This is a genomic window from Rhizobium sp. WSM1328, assembly GCF_057653715.1.
In genome coordinates this window covers 1,445,226-1,460,918 of the sequence record NZ_CM172788.1, presented here as the reverse complement: position 1 = coordinate 1,460,918, position 15,693 = coordinate 1,445,226, and the positions used below count along the sequence as shown (strand labels likewise).

General features: G+C 61.7%; 17 protein-coding genes and 2 pseudogenes. 12 read left to right on the top strand and 7 right to left on the bottom strand.

Annotation, left to right across the window (positions count from 1 at the left end):
• Nucleotides 1–134: 134 nt before the first annotated feature.
• Nucleotides 135–725, top strand: a complete 591-nt coding sequence (locus AC2444_RS07440) for a nucleoside 2-deoxyribosyltransferase (RefSeq protein ID WP_012757042.1) — start codon at nucleotides 135–137, stop codon at nucleotides 723–725.
• Here AC2444_RS07440 and AC2444_RS07435 read toward each other — a convergent pair.
• Nucleotides 700–1,587 (bottom strand): LysR family transcriptional regulator, encoded by an 888-nt coding sequence (locus tag AC2444_RS07435; protein WP_012757041.1) that lies wholly within the window; start codon nucleotides 1,585–1,587, stop codon nucleotides 700–702. The two genes, AC2444_RS07440 and AC2444_RS07435, sit on opposite strands and share 26 nt — an antisense overlap.
• Nucleotides 1,588–1,713: 126 nt before the next feature.
• On the opposite strand from AC2444_RS07435, the gene AC2444_RS07430 reads away from it, so the two are divergent.
• The gene (locus AC2444_RS07430; protein WP_012757040.1) at nucleotides 1,714–2,565 is read left to right on the top strand and encodes an oxidoreductase; all 852 of its coding nucleotides are present in this window, start codon (nucleotides 1,714–1,716) and stop codon (nucleotides 2,563–2,565) included.
• 148 nt (nucleotides 2,566–2,713) lie between these two features.
• Nucleotides 2,714–3,718, top strand: a complete 1,005-nt coding sequence (locus AC2444_RS07425; protein WP_012757039.1) for a ketopantoate reductase family protein — start codon at nucleotides 2,714–2,716, stop codon at nucleotides 3,716–3,718.
• A 41-nt stretch (nucleotides 3,719–3,759) separates the two neighbouring features.
• On the opposite strand, the gene AC2444_RS07420 is transcribed toward AC2444_RS07425, so the two are convergent.
• Nucleotides 3,760–4,707 (bottom strand): alpha/beta fold hydrolase, encoded by a 948-nt coding sequence (locus tag AC2444_RS07420; RefSeq protein ID WP_128450392.1) that lies wholly within the window; start codon nucleotides 4,705–4,707, stop codon nucleotides 3,760–3,762.
• Nucleotides 4,708–4,903: 196 nt separating this feature from the next.
• Here AC2444_RS07420 and AC2444_RS07415 point away from each other — a divergent pair, with 196 nt between their 5' ends.
• The 5 genes and pseudogenes from AC2444_RS07415 to AC2444_RS07395 all read left to right on the top strand — a co-directional run bounded on the left by AC2444_RS07415 (nucleotide 4,904) and on the right by AC2444_RS07395 (nucleotide 6,949).
• Nucleotides 4,904–5,050 (top strand): hypothetical protein, encoded by a 147-nt coding sequence (locus tag AC2444_RS07415; protein ID WP_164902823.1) that lies wholly within the window; start codon nucleotides 4,904–4,906, stop codon nucleotides 5,048–5,050.
• An 8-nt stretch (nucleotides 5,051–5,058) separates the two neighbouring features.
• Nucleotides 5,059–5,915: pseudogene (locus AC2444_RS07410) on the top strand (dihydrodipicolinate synthase family protein).
• A 117-nt stretch (nucleotides 5,916–6,032) separates the two neighbouring features.
• Entirely contained in the window at nucleotides 6,033–6,215 is a 183-nt protein-coding gene (locus tag AC2444_RS07405) for a hypothetical protein (protein WP_012757035.1), read from the top strand.
• Between the two features lie 26 nt (nucleotides 6,216–6,241).
• Nucleotides 6,242–6,505, top strand: a complete 264-nt coding sequence (locus tag AC2444_RS07400) for a hypothetical protein (protein WP_012757034.1) — start codon at nucleotides 6,242–6,244, stop codon at nucleotides 6,503–6,505.
• Nucleotides 6,506–6,637: 132 nt separating this feature from the next.
• A complete protein-coding gene (locus tag AC2444_RS07395) occupies nucleotides 6,638–6,949 on the top strand; it encodes a DUF1883 domain-containing protein (RefSeq protein ID WP_012757033.1) in 312 nt (103 codons plus the stop codon).
• Between the two features lie 13 nt (nucleotides 6,950–6,962).
• Here the strand turns inward: AC2444_RS07395 and AC2444_RS07390 are convergent, their stop codons facing one another.
• Nucleotides 6,963–8,279 carry a replication-associated recombination protein A gene (locus AC2444_RS07390; RefSeq protein WP_012757032.1) on the bottom strand — a complete coding sequence of 439 codons (1,317 nt, stop codon included), beginning with the start codon at nucleotides 8,277–8,279 and terminating at the stop codon, nucleotides 6,963–6,965.
• Complete coding sequence (locus tag AC2444_RS07385; protein WP_012757031.1) at nucleotides 8,276–9,679, bottom strand: DegQ family serine endoprotease; 1,404 nt, start codon at nucleotides 9,677–9,679, stop codon at nucleotides 8,276–8,278. Before AC2444_RS07385 ends, AC2444_RS07390 begins: the two co-directional genes overlap by 4 nt.
• A gap of 256 nt (nucleotides 9,680–9,935) precedes the next feature.
• Here AC2444_RS07385 and AC2444_RS07380 point away from each other — a divergent pair, with 256 nt between their 5' ends.
• Both AC2444_RS07380 and AC2444_RS07375 read left to right on the top strand, forming a co-directional pair.
• Nucleotides 9,936–10,316, top strand: coding sequence for a YkvA family protein (locus tag AC2444_RS07380; RefSeq protein WP_012757030.1), 381 nt, complete (start codon nucleotides 9,936–9,938; stop codon nucleotides 10,314–10,316).
• 23 nt (nucleotides 10,317–10,339) lie between these two features.
• Nucleotides 10,340–10,693: a lysozyme inhibitor LprI family protein gene (locus AC2444_RS07375; RefSeq protein ID WP_012757029.1), complete on the top strand. Its 354-nt coding sequence runs from the start codon at nucleotides 10,340–10,342 to the stop codon at nucleotides 10,691–10,693.
• 170 nt (nucleotides 10,694–10,863) lie between these two features.
• Here AC2444_RS07375 and ilvD read toward each other — a convergent pair whose 3' ends face one another.
• Nucleotides 10,864–12,702 carry a dihydroxy-acid dehydratase gene (gene ilvD / locus AC2444_RS07370; protein WP_012757027.1) on the bottom strand — a complete coding sequence of 613 codons (1,839 nt, stop codon included), beginning with the start codon at nucleotides 12,700–12,702 and terminating at the stop codon, nucleotides 10,864–10,866.
• 335 nt (nucleotides 12,703–13,037) lie between these two features.
• Here ilvD and msrP point away from each other — a divergent pair, with 335 nt between their 5' ends.
• Entirely contained in the window at nucleotides 13,038–13,985 is a 948-nt protein-coding gene (gene msrP, locus AC2444_RS07365; protein WP_012757026.1) for a protein-methionine-sulfoxide reductase catalytic subunit MsrP, read from the top strand.
• Nucleotides 13,985–14,632 (top strand): annotated as a pseudogene (gene msrQ, locus AC2444_RS07360) (protein-methionine-sulfoxide reductase heme-binding subunit MsrQ); the annotation flags it as partial. The gene msrP and the pseudogene msrQ, both read left to right, overlap by 1 nt.
• A gap of 17 nt (nucleotides 14,633–14,649) precedes the next feature.
• Here msrQ and AC2444_RS07355 read toward each other — a convergent pair.
• Together AC2444_RS07355 and rplQ are read right to left on the bottom strand one after the other, a co-directional pair.
• Nucleotides 14,650–15,042, bottom strand: a complete 393-nt coding sequence (locus AC2444_RS07355; RefSeq protein WP_017993649.1) for a ribosomal maturation YjgA family protein — start codon at nucleotides 15,040–15,042, stop codon at nucleotides 14,650–14,652.
• A gap of 160 nt (nucleotides 15,043–15,202) precedes the next feature.
• Nucleotides 15,203–15,625 carry a 50S ribosomal protein L17 gene (rplQ, locus tag AC2444_RS07350; protein ID WP_003547581.1) on the bottom strand — a complete coding sequence of 141 codons (423 nt, stop codon included), beginning with the start codon at nucleotides 15,623–15,625 and terminating at the stop codon, nucleotides 15,203–15,205.
• Between the last annotated feature and the right edge of the window lie 68 nt (nucleotides 15,626–15,693).

Below are 15,693 nucleotides of genomic sequence, written 5' to 3'. Positions count from 1 at the left end.
CAGACTGCTCTTAAAAAATTGAACAATGCCTGCCTGCACGGCTTGCCATTTGCCGCGCTTCCGTCGGAAATGGACGACGTGCCTGGCTGTCCCCTATCCCGGCGCCTCGTCTTGCTTGTGAGTGAAGGATACCGATGACCACCATTTACCTTGCCGGCCCGGAAGTCTTTCTTCCGGATGCCATGCCCATCATGGCCGAGAAACGCCGATTGGCGCGCCAGTTCGGCTTCGAGCCGACCGGTCCCGGCAGCGACGAAAACCAGACGCCGGTGAAGCGGACGGCCGCAGAGATCTATGCACGCAACGACGATGCCATGCGTCGAGCCGAGATCTGCCTTGCCAACATCACTCCCTTTCGAGGCGTCAGCGCTGATCCGGGTACGGTCTATGAGATCGGCTTTATGATTGCGCTGGGAAAAGCGGTCTTCGCCTATACCAATCACCCCGACGACTACGGTCTGCGTGTTCGCTCGATCTGGTATGCGGGGCTCGATATCGATGAGACGAGCGGGCGCCCACGCGGACCGGATGGCATTGCGATCGAAAATCACGGGATGGCCGACAACCTGATGATCGACGGAGGGGTCGAGGCGACGGGAGGCAAGGTGTTCCGTGCGGCCGCGCTCCCGGCGGATCCCGCCCGCGACCTTACGGTTTACTTCGAGGCGCTTCAGACCATCGCCGGCATGCTGGCCTCTTTTACTCCGCCTTCATCGCGTCGATGAACGCCCTGAAGCCCGCCGACATGTGGCGGCGGCTCGGATAGTAGAGATAGAGCGGTTCCTCCGGCTGGCACCAGTCGTCCAGCACCTGGATCAACTCGCCGCTGGCGATCGCCTTCTCCACGCGCGGCTCCCAGACATAGGCAAGGCCGACGCCGCCGAGCGCTGCCTGCATCATCAGCTCGTGATCGTCGAGCGACAGCGGTCCGGTCGGCTGAAAGCTCACCGCCTGGCCGTCCTTCTCGAATTCCCAGGCGTAACGCGCGCCTGAAGGAAACATGTTCTGGATGCAGAGATGGCGCTTGAGTTCGTGCGGTGTCGCCAGTTTCGGCCGGGTCTCGAAATAGGCGGGCGAGCCGACGACGACCAAGCGGATGCGCGGCTTGATACGCAACGCGATCATGCCCTCGGTGACGCGTTCGCCGAAGCGGATGCCGGCATCGAAGCCCTCTTCGACGATATCGACCAGCCTGTCCGTGGCGTTGATCTCCAGCTGCAAATTGGGATTCTTTTTGAGCAACGGGCCGATGACACGACCGATGACGAAGGGGCCGATCGAGTTCGGAACGTTGATCCGCACCTTGCCGAATGGCGTGTCGCGGTAGCGGTTCAGCGCATCCAGCGCCGCAGCCATTTCGCCGAAGGCCGGGTCGAGATGCGAGATCAACAGTTCGCCGGCCTCGGTCAGCGAAACGCTGCGCGTCGTGCGGTTGAGCAGGCGGATGCCGATCCGATCTTCGAGATTGAGCACGGCGTGGCTGACCGCGGAGGCGGTGACACCCCTCTCCTCGCCCGCCTTGCGGAAGCTTTTGTGCCGGGCGACGGCCGCGAAGGCAGCGAGTTCGGAAAGTTCGGTGGCGCGCATTCCTGAATGTCACTCATCATAGTTTCAAGAATAACAAATCTTATACAGCAACGGATTTTCGGTCAAATTCAACCGGTCAGCGCAGAGATGCGACGCCAACCAAATAGCTCTCGAAAGGAATTCGTCATGAAAGTATGGTTCATCACTGGTGCATCCCGCGGCTTCGGCGCGCTGATGACCAAGGAAGCCCTTGCGTCAGGCGATGCCGTTATCGCCACTGCCCGCAACCCGAAGACCATCACCGAGCAGTTCGGCGAGCATCCGAACCTGCTGGCCGTTGCCCTCGACGTCACCAACGAGGCGCAGGCCAAGGAGGCAGCGGCTGCCGGCATCGCCCGCTTCGGCCGTATCGACGTCCTCGCCAACAATGCCGGCTACGGCCTGCTCGGCGCTGTCGAGGAAGCCACCGCCGAAGAGGTCGAAAAGCTCTATGCCACAAATGTCTTCGGCCTCTTGAAAGTGACGCGCGCCGTGCTGCCCTATATGCGCCGCCAGCGTTCCGGCCATGTCCTTAACTTCTCATCGATCGGCGGTTACTTCGGCTATCCCGGCTGGGGCGTCTACGGCTCGACGAAGTTCGCCGTCGAAGGCCTCTCCGAATCGATGGCCGCCGAACTCGAACCTTTCGGCATCAAGGTGACGATCGTCGAGCCCGGCTTCTTCCGCACCGACTTCCTCGCCGACACGTCGCTGGCGATCAGCCCGGCCTCCATCGCCGATTACGAAGGCACGCCGGCCGGCAACATGCGCAGTTTCGCCGCCGACGCCAACCATGCCCAGCCCGGCAATCCCGCCAGGCTCGCCACCGGCATCATGACGATGGTCAACTCGGCCGATCCGCCGCTAAGGATGCCGTTCGGCAGCGACACGGTGGCCGTCATCGAGCAGCAGCATGCCAGCGTCGAAAAGGAACTTGCCGCCTGGCGCGAACTCGCGCTGTCCACGGATTTTCCAAGCGATGCAACGGCCTTGGCCTGAAAGGCACTGCCCGCCGCATCCCAGATCTCGGGATGCGGCGGCAGCGCCGCTGTGACCGCAGGAAAGCGCATGATGCGGCAAATTAGCATTCGCCTCACACCTGGAATGACCTAGATCTAGGTTCGATCACCACCATGAAGAGGCGAGCATGTCCATCAAGTCCATCTGCATCTATGGCGCTGGCGCACTCGGCGGCGCTATCGCCGCCAAGCTTGCAAGCCAAGCCGGAAACAACACCATCATCTCCGTCGTTGCGCGTGGAGCCCATCTCGACGCCATCCGCGACAACGGTCTCAGCCTGCGCGAAGCCGATTCGGAAAGGCCGCTCAATGTTCGCCTTACCGCGACCGACGATCCCGGGACATTGCCGCCGCAGGATCTCGTCATCACCGGCCTAAAGGGGCATCAGCTGGCACCCGCTGCCGAAGGCATTGCAGCCCTCCTCAAGGAGGGCACCCGCGTCATCATGATCCTCAACGGCATTCCGTGGTGGTATTTTCACCGCGATACCCAGAGCCGGCATGCCGAACTGCAGTTCGATGAGCTCGATCCCGGCGGCAGGCTCTGGCGGCTGATCGGGCCGGAGCGCGTCATCGGCTGCGTCGCTTATCAGGGTGCCGAGGTGATCAACCCCGGCGAGATCCAGCTTGCCAACAACGGCCGCTTCGTGCTCGGCGAGCCCTCCGGCGAAATCTCGCCCGATCTCGAGGCAATCGCCGCGCTGCTGACCGGCGCCGGCCTCAGCATTACGACGACACCTGATATTCGCGGCGAGATCTGGAGCAAGTTGATGGGTAATGCCGCCTTCAACCCGATCAGCGCGCTGACCAGGGCGCTGATGACCGACATCATGGCGGATCCCGCCCTTTCGGCTACGGTCGGCAAGGTGATGAGTGAGGTCCGCGCCGTAGGCGAGGCCTTGGGCGCGCGGTTCAGCATGACCGTCGAGCAGCGGTTGGAACAATCGCGCCATATCGGCGGCGTGCGCACATCGATGCTGCAGGATCTGATCGGCGGCAAGGCGCTAGAAATCACGCCGCTGGTCGGCATGGTGGTGGCGCTCGGACGCCTGGGCGCCGTGCCGACGCCGGTGTCGGAAACGATCCTGGCGCTGGTGACGCAATTGGATCGGGAAAACCAGCGCGGCGGCTGATTGCGGAGGAAGGGCGGCCGGGAAAACCCGGCCGTCTTCGCTTACTTTCCGACCTGCTCGGCCCAGTTCGGCGCCTTGCCGCCACCATCGAGGAAGGTCATCGCCATAGTCGCCATGAGGGGCGAGGCGAAGGTCTCGTAGTGGGTGAGATCGGGCAGGATCGCCAGCCGGTTCTTCGACATGTTTTCCCGCATCCAGCCCGCATCGCGCAGACCGCCGCCGAGCTTGTGGTAGAAGTCGATCATATGCTCGGGCCGGATCATGTCGGCATCGCCATAGATCAGCATGACCGGCATGGTGAGCTTGTCGACGGCATCGCTATAGTCGATGGGTTCGCGCATCAGCGCGCCCATGGCGTCGAGCAGCTTCGGAAATTCCGAAACGTCAGGCGCCACCGCCTTGTAGGAGAGGAACATCGGCGTGTCCTTCATCATGTCGGCCATACCGGCGCCGACGGCCGCCTGCTGCGGCAGCATCTCCGGGAAGAAGCCGTTCTGCGCATAGGGTGCCGAGAGGATCACTAGCCGGCGCACCTGGTCGGGAGCGTTCGCCGCCATGTTCAACGCCACCCCGCCGCCAAAGGAATAGCCGAAGACATCGAGCTTGTCGTAACCGAGCTGCTTCACCAGGATTGCCAGATCGGCGCCGATGGCCGGAAGCTCGATCGGCCGCTTGCCGAGGGGCGTGCGGCCATGGCCCTGCAGATCGACGGCGATCACCTGCCGGTGGTCGGTGAAAACAGGCATGACCGGCGCGCACATCTCGATCTGCCCGAGGCCGCCGTGAAGGAGCAGCAGCGGCTCGCCCTCACCGCGAATCTCGTAATAATAATCGATGCCGTTGACCGGCAGACTTCCCTTCCTGACAATCGGCGCTGCAGCCTTCTTCTCCTCGATAACAGGCGTGCTGCTGTCGGCGCCTGATATATCGGGCGCGGCCAGGAATGCGGCAGCGGTTGCGATCATCGAAATCAGCGTCATCTTCGACATGTCCTTGCTCCCATGTTTGCGTCGATACCGCAAGGACGGCGGCGCTCATGTCTTTCCGACACCGCACTTCGAAATTTCTCTCATTGGTCTTTATGTCATTCCTATATTTTCGCGCCTCGCTCCGAATGGATTTCCTATCGCAAGCGGCATTAGCCTTTCGTCATCACTGCAAAGGTCAAATGCCATGCGAGATGTCATGTCTTCCGGTTTTCAGTTCCCTCGTCCACACAGGATCACCCGCGGCAGTAAGCAGATGCGCGAGAAGCGCACCGCCCAGGCGCTGATCGTCTTCGGCGTGGTGCTCGCCTGCGTCGAGCTCTACATCGTTTTCGGCGCGCTCTGAGATCCGCCATGGAAACGGCGAGAATGCCGCGCCTTGGCGGCGCGATCACCGCTCTTGTCACACCGTTTCGCCATCGCGGCCTCGACAGGCCGGCGTTTCGGGCGCTTGCAGAATGGCAGATCCTCAGCGGCGTCGACGGGCTTGCTGTCTGCTCCGTGTCAGGGGAAGGCCCGACGCTTTCGCCGCAGGAGCGCGCTGAGGTGATCGACCTCAGCATCCAATCGGCCGCCGGCCGCGTGCCTGTCGTCGCCGCCACCGGCACCAACTCCACCGAAAGCACGATCGCGCTCACCCGAGAGGCGGAAGCGCTCGGCGCCGCCGCCGCACTCGTCACCGTGCCCTATTATTCCAAGCCCGGGCAGAAAGGCATCATCCACCACTTCGAACAGGTGGCAGCGGCGAGCCGACTGCCTGTCATCGTCGACCACGCGCCGGCGCAGACGGCGAGCGATCTTTCGACGGAAACGCTCGGCAGGCTGGCCGCCATCCCCGGGGATTGTCGGCATTCGCGACGCGACGGGCGACATCGCTCGCTTCGCCGGCCTTTCGCCGATCCTGCGACAGCGCTTCCGCTTCTTTTCCGGCCATGACCCTTCCGCGCTCGCCTTCACCATCGCTGGCGGCGACGGCGCGATCTCGCCGGGCGCCAACGTTCTGCCAAGGCTCTTCACCTCGATGCAGCAGGCAGCACGGGCCGGAGGGCGATCCGTCGAGGATCAAATACGCGCTCCGGCTGATGCGCGGCCTGGAGGCCGAGCTTCGCCTTCCGCTTGTCGCTGCCGAGCCGGAGGTGCGTTTGGCCATCGGCAAGGCGCTTGCGCCCTTCCTTGACGAAAACAGCGCGGGGATGGCGTTATCCCTATGAGATTTTTATATTTTCGTTTTCGCCGCCAAATGGAAACCCTATCCACCGGAGCTTATTTTTGAAGCGTGACACCGCCGCTCGATCAAGCGGCGGTTGAGACTTCGAAAGGACAAACCGATGTCACGCCTGACTGAACCGAGTGCCGAGAGCGACCCGCTGCAACGCGGCCACATCAGCACACTCGCCGCCGATCCCTCCCATTCGATACTCTCCGGCCTTGTCGCGATTGCACCCCGCCTTGCGATGACGCTGGCCTTTGCTGGCCTGGTCCAGATGATGTTCGACCTCATCTCCCGTTGAAGCATCAGGACCGAAGGATCACCACAATGGCAAACGCACAGCAACGCCGCAGCCTTCCCGCTGCAGCACTTTCGCCTTCCGCCCGCTTCACCGTCGGCCGCAACAGAAGCGGCCGCTGGATCGTCCACGACCGCGACGGCCTCGTCGGCGGGCTCTTCATCAATGAAGCGGCCGCCCTCCATTTCGCAGCTGGGGAATGCAACTGCCTCTCCGCCGATATCCACAGGGCGGCCGCAGGCATGGTGCTCGAACTCGCGCCCTTTGCGCGCGGCACGGCGAATATCCACTAAATCTTGCCGTACTCCCGCTGTTTTCATGCAGCGGGAGTACGAAGACATGAGCTGAACGGCCGATTTCCAACTTTTCCTTAACCCACATTCTGGTAAAATCCTGGCGCAGAGACTTCAGACGCCGCGAGACCGATGCCGAAACCGAATTTCCGCTTCACCCATTACGATCTCAAGGAACAACGCGCCGGAACGATCATCGAGGTGTCGTTGAATGCGGCGAACAATGTCCGCCTGATGACGGCCCCGAATTTTCAGCGGTTTACTGAGGTTCTCGATTTCAAATATATCGGCGGCGTGGCACGCAAATCGCCGATCAAGATCGCCGTTCCGGAAAGCGGTCACTGGCATGTCATCGTCGATATGGAAGGTCATCACGGGCTTGCGGAATCGTCCGTCAAGGTGATCGCCGCGCCGGCAAATCAGAAGACGCCGCGCGCCTCCTGAGGTTCGCCGGGCTTCAGCGCGGATTACGCTCTTTGCGAAGCTTCGCCCACCATTCCAGCCGCTTGCGGATATCGCGCTCGAAGCCGCGTTCCGGCGGATCATAGAAGATCTGGCGTCCCATCTTCTCCGGGAAATAATCCTGGCCGGAAAAGGCATCCGGCTCGTCGTGGTCGTAGCGATAGCCGTCGCCGTAACCCTCACCCTTCATCAGCTTGGTCGGCGCGTTGAGGATGTGCTTCGGCGGTAGCAACGAGCCGTTCTGCTTGGCGGCCTGGCTTGCCGCCTTGAAGGCGGTGTAGACGGCATTCGATTTCGGGGCGGTGGCGAGATAGACGCAGGCCTGGGCAAGCGCCAGTTCGCCTTCCGGCGAGCCGAGATACTCATAGGCATCCTTGGCGGCATTGCAGATCACCAGTGCCTGCGGATCGGCAAGACCGATATCCTCCACAGCCATGCGCACCAGCCGCCGGCCGAGATAGAGCGGGTCCTCGCCGGCATCGAACATGCGGGCGAGATAATAGAGCGCGGCATCGGGATCCGAGCCGCGTACGGATTTATGCAGTGCCGAGATCAGATTGTAGTGGCCATCCTGCGCCTTATCGTAGACCGGGGCACGGCGCTGGACGATGCGCGTCAGGCCTTCGGTATCGAAGCTCTCGCCTTCGCGCGCCGCGCGCCAGACTTCTTCGGCGAGCGTCAGCACGGCGCGGCCATCGCCGTCGGCCATGCGGATCAGGCTCACGCGGGCATCCTCCGTCAGCGGCAGCGGCTTCTGCTCGATCGTCTCGGCACGCTTCAGCAGTTCCTCAAGGCTTTCCTCGTCATGCGACTTGAAGGTGAGCACACGGGCACGCGACAGCAGAGCGGCGTTGAGCTCGAAGGAGGGGTTCTCGGTGGTGGCGCCGACGAGGATGACCGTGCCATCCTCCATGACGGGCAGGAAACTGTCCTGCTGGGCGCGGTTGAAACGATGGATCTCATCGACGAAGAGCAGCGTCTGACGGCCGTCCATACGCCGCAAACGGGCTGTCTCGAACACCTTCTTCAGGTCGGCGACGCCGGAGAAGATCGCCGATATCTGCTCGAAGGCCAGGCCCGCCTCGCCCGAAAGCAGCCGTGCCACCGTCGTCTTGCCGGTGCCGGGCGGACCCCAGAAGATCATCGAGCCGAGCGAGCCGCTTTCGATCATTCTTTTCAGCACGCCATCCTCGCCGGTCAGGTGTTCCTGACCGGTGACATCGGCAAGCGTCTTCGGCCGCAGCCGGTCGGCAAGCGGCCGCCTGGCGGCGACCTCCTCCGGAACGCGCGGCGCGAAGAGATCGTTGCTCATCGGAAGAATTGCCGGATGCGCTGGCCGTCACGCTCGATCTCGACCCGCCAGAGGCCGGGGTCGCTATCGGCGATCTCGGACAGTTCGCTGGTCGACTTCACATCGGTACCGTTGATCGAGACGATGATATCCTTCGGTTCGAAACCGAGACGGGCGGCAGGCGAATCCTCCTTCACCTCGGATACGACGACGCCTGCCGATTCGGGCGGCATGCGCAGCTCGTCGGCGACACGCGGCGACAGGTTTTCGACGACGGCACCGGTAAACGGCGTGTGTCCGCCGATGGTGCGCTGGTCGCGCGGCGAGGTTTCCGGGGCGCGGGCAAGCGTCAGCGGCAGTTGCTCCTCGCGGCCATTCTCGATGACGGTGAGCTTGACTGAATTGCCGAGACCGGCCGTCGTCAGCCGGTAGAGCAGCGCATCCGGATGCTCGACGGAAATTCCGTCGACGGCGGTGACGATTTCGCCGGCCTTCAGCCCGGCCTTGGCGGCTGGCCCACCTTCCGAAACCTTGACGACGAGCGCGCCGCGGACTTTGTTCAGCCCCAGCGCCTCAGCCACTTCCGAGGTCACGGCATCGAAGCTCGCGCCGACATAGGGCCGCTCGAAGGATTTGACGCCGGCATCGGCAGAGGTGAGGAAGACCTTGACCAGATTGGCGGGGATGGCGAAACCAATGCCGTTCGATCCACCGCCGCGCGAGAAGATCGCCGTGTTGATGCCGATCAGCTCGCCCTTCATATTCATCAAGGCACCGCCGGAATTGCCGGGATTGATCGAGGCATCGGTCTGGATGAAGAAACCGAACTCGTTCTTGATCACCTGGTTGCGGGCAAGCGCCGAGACGATACCGCTCGTCACCGTCTGGCCGACACCGAAGGGATTGCCGATCGCCAGCACGAGATCACCGACCTCGACCGTATCGGAATTGCCGATCGGCAATGTCGGAAAGCTTTCCTTGGCGTCGATCTTCAGCACGGCAAGGTCGACACGGTCGTCGCGCAGTACCACCTTGCAGGGGAATTCGCGGCCGTCCGAGAGCGCCACCTTGATATCGTCGGCGCCCTCGATGACGTGATTGTTGGTCACGACAGTGCCGTTCGCCTCGACGATGACGCCGGAGCCGAGCGAAGACTGCTTCTCCGAACGGTTCGGCATCTGCTGGCCGAAAAATTGCTCGAAGAAAGGGTCGCCAGCAAAGGGCGACTGCCGCTGGACGGTCTTTTCCGCATAAACGTTGACGACGGCGCCTGACGTCTGTTTGACGAGCGGCGCGAAGGAGAGCTGCATCTGCATCTGGCTCTCGGGTACGGTCTTTGCCGTCTGCGCATGGGCCGCAGCCGGCAGAACGAGCATGAGAGCGAATAGCGAGACGGAGGCGCGCTTGAACAGGCCTTGCATGGGTATCCCTTGTGAATCCTCTTGAGGAACGTTTTAGAGCATGATGCCGAAAAGCGTGAGCGGTTTTCGGACGACATCATGCTCTAACTATTTATTGCGAACAGGATTCAGATTTTAGGCCGAACCGGCCTAAAACCATCCTGTTCTGCGGCCCGACGCTAGAAAGGAAAGAGGGCGGAAGCATGGAAGAACAAGGCGAGAGGGCGTCTTAGGAACCGGTTGAACTCATTATGAATTTGATTCAGGAAGATTGGCCATGCAACTGATATCAAAAGCCAAAAACTGGGCGAAGTTACTGAAGCGTGACATCGTCGCCCTATGGCTTGCCGCCCGCGATTCCCGCGTGCCGTGGCATGCCAAAGCGGTGGCCGGCGCCGTTGCAGCCTATGCGCTGTCGCCCATCGATCTCATCCCCGATTTCATCCCCGTCCTCGGCTATCTCGACGACCTCCTTATCGTGCCGCTCGGCATCGTGCTGGCGATCCGGCTCGTGCCAATAGAGGTGATGAACGAGCTTCGTACGGAGGCGACAGGGCGCATCGAGCATCCCTCCAGCCGGGTCGGACTGATCTTCATCCTTGCCGTCTGGCTCATGTGCATCATCTTCCTGGCTCTGGCACTGCGGAAGCTAGCCTGACCGGCAGCAATAGGAACATATGAATGATCACGACAAGAACGACGACAGCGGCCCTCGGCTTTGCGATCCTGCTCATTGCATCGAACCTGGCACAGGCAGCAAGCTTCGATTGCGATGCGAAAGAATTGAAGCCGGATGAAAAAGCGATCTGCGACAACCGCGCACTCAACGATGCCGACGTGAAGATGGTGACGACTTTCGATTTGCTCTCGGGCCTTCTGGCCATGGGTTCGCGCGGAACATTGCAGGACGAACAGACGGCCTGGCTGAAAAAGCGGCAGGAATGCGGAGCTGATGCGGCGTGTATCAAGGCTGCCTATGACGAGCGGCTGAAGCAGTTCGGCGAGACCTATAAAAACATCAACCGGCCGCTCTAGAACAGGATGATTTTAGGCCGGGTCGGCCTAAAATCTGAATCCTGTTCTACATTATAGAGTGAGAGCATGATGTCGTCCGAAAACCGCTCACACTTTTCGGCATCATGCTCTGAATCGACCGGTTGGAAGAGCTGCTGACTTTTCATCAACGGCTCGTAAGCTGAGGCTGCTCAGCGGGCGTTCAGATCGCGCACGGCACCGCGGTCCGCACTCGTTGCGAAGGCCGCGTAGGCCTTTAGCGCGGTCGTGACATTGCGCTTGCGGACTTCGACCGGGTACCAGCCCTTGGCGTCCTGCTCGGCGCGGCGGGCGGCGAGTTCAGTCTCGCTGACACGCAGGCTGATCGTGCGGTTGGGGATGTCGATGTCGATCATGTCGCCTTCGCGCACCAGGCCGATCGTGCCGCCATTTGCCGCTTCCGGCGAGGCGTGGCCGATCGAGAGGCCGGAAGTGCCGCCGGAGAAGCGGCCGTCGGTGATGAGCGCGCATGCCTTGCCGAGGCCCTTCGACTTCAGATAGCTCGTCGGATAGAGCATTTCCTGCATGCCCGGGCCGCCCTTCGGACCTTCGTAGCGGATGACGACGACGTCGCCGGCCTTCACCTCGTTGGCAAGGATCGCCTTGACCGACGAATCCTGGCTTTCGAAGACGCGGGCGGGGCCGGAGAACTTCAGGATCGATTCATCGACGCCAGCGGTCTTGACGATGCAGCCGTCAATCGCAAGGTTGCCCTTGAGCACGGCAAGGCCGCCATCCTTGGAGAAGGGATGCTCGACCGAGCGGATGACGCCGTTCTCGCGATCGGTGTCGAGATCGTCCCAACGGGCTTCCTGGCTGAAGGCGACCTGGGTCGGGATGCCGCCGGGTGCGGCACGATAGAAGTTGCGCACGGTTTCGCTGTTCGTGCGGGTGATATCCCAGCGATCGATCGCATCGCCCAGCGTCTCGGCATGGACCGTCGGGCAATCGCGGTTCAAGAGACCACCCTTGTCGAGTTCGCCGAGGATCGACATGATGCCGCCGGCGCGGTGGACGTCTTCCATATGCACGTCACTCTTGGCGGGTGCGACCTTCGACAGGCACGGCACGCGGCGCGACAGCGCGTCGATATCGGCCATATTGAAATCGATCTCGCCTTCATGGGCGGCGGCAAGAATGTGCAGGACCGTATTGGTGGAACCGCCCATGGCGATATCGAGCGTCATGGCATTCTCGAAGGCCTGCTTGGAGGCAATGGTGCGCGGCAGCGCCTTGACGTCATCCTGCTCGTAATAACGGCGGGCGAGATCGACAATCAGATGACCGGCCTCGACGAAGAGGCGCTTGCGGTCGAGATGGGTGGCAAGCGTCGAGCCGTTGCCGGGCAGCGACAGGCCGAGGGCTTCCGTCAGGCAGTTCATCGAATTGGCGGTGAACATGCCGGAGCAGGAACCACAGGTCGGACAGGCCGAGCGTTCGATGGTCTGGACGTCCTCGTCGCTGATCTTGTCATCGGCTGCGGCGACCATGGCATCGACCAGGTCGAGCGCATGCGTCTTGCCGTGCAGCACGACCTTGCCGGCTTCCATCGGACCGCCCGAGACGAAGACGGTCGGGATATTGAGACGCAGCGACGCCATCAGCATGCCGGGGGTGATCTTGTCGCAATTGGAGATGCAGACCATGGCGTCGGCGCAATGAGCATTGACCATATATTCGACGCTGTCGGCGATGAGCTCACGCGAGGGCAGCGAATAAAGCATGCCGTCATGGCCCATGGCGATGCCGTCATCGACGGCGATCGTGTTGAATTCCTTGGCGACACCGCCGGCCGCCTCGATCTCGCGGGCAACGAGCTGGCCAAGGTCCTTCAGGTGCACGTGGCCGGGCACGAACTGGGTGAAGGAATTCACCACCGCGATGATCGGCTTGCCGAAATCCGAATCCTTCATGCCCGTGGCGCGCCAAAGGCCGCGGGCGCCCGCCATGTTGCGGCCATGGGTCGTGGTTCTGGAACGGTAAACTGGCATCGGTGTCTTCCTCAACGTGTCGGAATTATCAGGCGAAGCCGGGCGACATGGAGCCTGCGGGCCGGGCAAACGCCGCTTTTTGGAATTGTCCTAATCCAATCGACGGGGGCTGTCACTACCGGGAAGCCCAAATCCGGTACGCCGGGGAGAAGCGCCATGAGGCCCATCGATCATATACGGTTCGACGCGACGTTTTGTTACAGCCTATTCCATCACGACCGAACACAAAAAATTGGCTTCCCGTCAGCAATATTCAAGGCTTAGACACTAATCTAGACATGCCGGCGGTTCGTTTAAGGGCTATATTTCAGGATATCCGCCGAGGAGGTTTCGACATGCCAAGCTATCGCCCACCGAAGATCGCGTCATCGGAGATTACGCCGCGCCAGATCTATGTGCGCCGTCGTGAATTCCTCGGTGCGGCAGCGCTTGGCGCCATGGCGCTCTACAGCGCCGGCAAGGCGAGTGCTGCGGCTCTCTCCGCCGTTGAGAGCAAGTACAAGGTCGACGAGAAGGCGACGCCGATCAAGGACGTCACGACCTACAATAATTTCTATGAGTTCGGCCTCGACAAGGGCGATCCCGCAGCTCTTTCTAGCGATTTCAAGCCGCTGCCGTGGACGATCAAGGTTGACGGCATGGTCAAAAAGCCAGGCACCTTCGACCTCGAGGCGTTGATGAAGGAATTCCCGATCGAGGAGCGCACCTACCGGATGCGCTGCGTCGAGGCCTGGTCGATGGTCATCCCCTGGGACGGCTTTCCGCTGGCATCGCTGCTCGACAAGGTGGAGCCACTCGGCAGCGCCAAATACGTCGCCTTCGAAACCGTGGTGCGGCCGGAGGAGATGCCTGGGCAGAAAGGTTTCTTTCAGTCGCTCGACTGGCCCTATGTCGAGGGTCTGCGCCTCGATGAGGCGCGCCATCCGCTGGCGCTGCTGGCCGTCGGGCTCTATGGCGAAACGCTGCCGAACCAGAACGGCGCACCGATCCGCCTCGTCGTGCCGTGGAAATACGGCTTCAAGGGCATCAAGTCGATCGTCAGGATCACACTCACCGACCAGCAGCCGAAGAATACCTGGCAGGTCACCAATCCGCAGGAATACGGCTTCTACGCCAACGTCAATCCAGCGGTCGACCATCCCCGCTGGAGCCAGGCGAGCGAACGGCGCATCGGCGAAAGCGGCTTCTTCGGCGCCGGCCGCCACCCCACCCTGCCCTTCAACGGTTATGCCGGCGAGGTGGCAAGCCTTTATGCCGGCATGGACCTGAAGGCGAATTTCTGATGGCGGAACTGTCGCTCGCCATCCCGAAGCGCTGGCAACCCGCCTCCGTCTGGCTGCTTTATGTCGTCGGGCTCGTGCCTGCGGCCTGGACTTTCTATCTCGGAGCGACCGATCAGCTCGGCGCCGATCCAGTCAAGACCTTCGAGCTCTTCCTCGGCATCTGGACGATCCGTTTCCTAATCCTGACCCTTGCCGTTTCCCCTGCCCGTGAGCTCTTCGGCTGGAACTATCTGCGCTATCGCCGCGCGCTTGGCCTGCTGACTTTCTACTACGCGCTGATGCATTTCACCGTCTACATGGTGCTTGACCAGGCGATGGATATTTCCGCCGTCATCAACGACGTGCTGAAGCGCCCCTTCATCATGTTCGGCATGGCCGGGCTTGCGATGCTCATTCCGCTGGCGCTGACATCCAACAATCTCTCGATCCGCCGCCTCGGCAAGAACTGGATCTGGCTACATCGCCTCGTCTATATCATCGCCGCCTGCGGGGCGCTGCACTTCGCGCTCTCGACCAAGATCCTCGACCTCGAGCAATATATCTATGTCGGGCTGATCATCGCGCTCATCCTCTACCGCTCCTACCGGCCGATCGCACGCAACAGGCAGAAGGGCAAAGGGCGGACGCGCAATCGCGCAGTGGCGTCTGTTCGTGAGACGGCAGGTCAGCGGCGAGGAGACAAGGCCGCCCGATGTGCGGGATCGAAGGCGCAAGCCGTGGCTATGCCGATTGCATAGGCCAGCATATTCCAAAGCGAGAATACCCGGCCAAGCAGCAGGGCGCCTGCCGTGGTCAGCCGAAACGCATCGAGCCAGGGCGTGTGATAAAGCCGGAACAATTCCACCGAGATCGCTATGAAAAGCGCTGTAACAGCAATTGCTGCCGGCCGTGACCTTGCGACAAACAGCGCCACGAGCAGATAGACCATCGCTCCCCAGAGTGCCGATCCACCATATTTGACGACAATGAAGGGCAGATCGGCCGCATAGCCAAACCGTCTGAGCGCCAGCCCGAGCGCAATAACCGCAAGCAGGGCTATGAGACGGAGGAACTGCACTCGACGACGATTTTCAAAGACTTCGCCCAAATGAACCTGTCCTATCTGCACCTCAGCCGGTTGAACGGCTGATCTGAAAAGAAGCGCGGCGCTGTCGTGCACAAACAAAAACAGCCGGGCTTCGCAGCCCGGCTGTTCTGTTTCCGCCGGAGCGGAGGATTTAAGCGGCGACGGCCTGCTCTTCAGCAGCGACGCGGGCCTTGTCTGCAGCGCCCTTGGCATAGGCGTCGCGATCCACGAATTCGATCACGGCCATCGCGGCATTGTCGCCCTGGCGGAAGCCGGCCTTCATGATGCGCAGGTAGCCGCCGTTGCGGGTGGCGTAACGCGTTGCGATCGTGTCGAACAGCTTCGCGACGACAGCGGCATCGCGGATCTGCGAGATCGCCTGACGGCGAGCGTGCAGGTCGCCGCGCTTGCCGAGCGTGACGAGCTTCTCGACGATCGGACGGATTTCCTTGGCCTTCGGCAGGGTCGTGACGATCTGCTCGTGGGTAATCAGCGAAGCCGCCATGTTGGCGAACATCGCCTTGCGGTGGCTTGCAGTTCTATTCAGCTTGCGGCCGGCTTTACCATGGCGCATTGCTATTCTCCTTTAATGCAGGTGCCCTTACGCTAAGTGGGCCTGCCGTTTCCTGGCACATGCAGGCG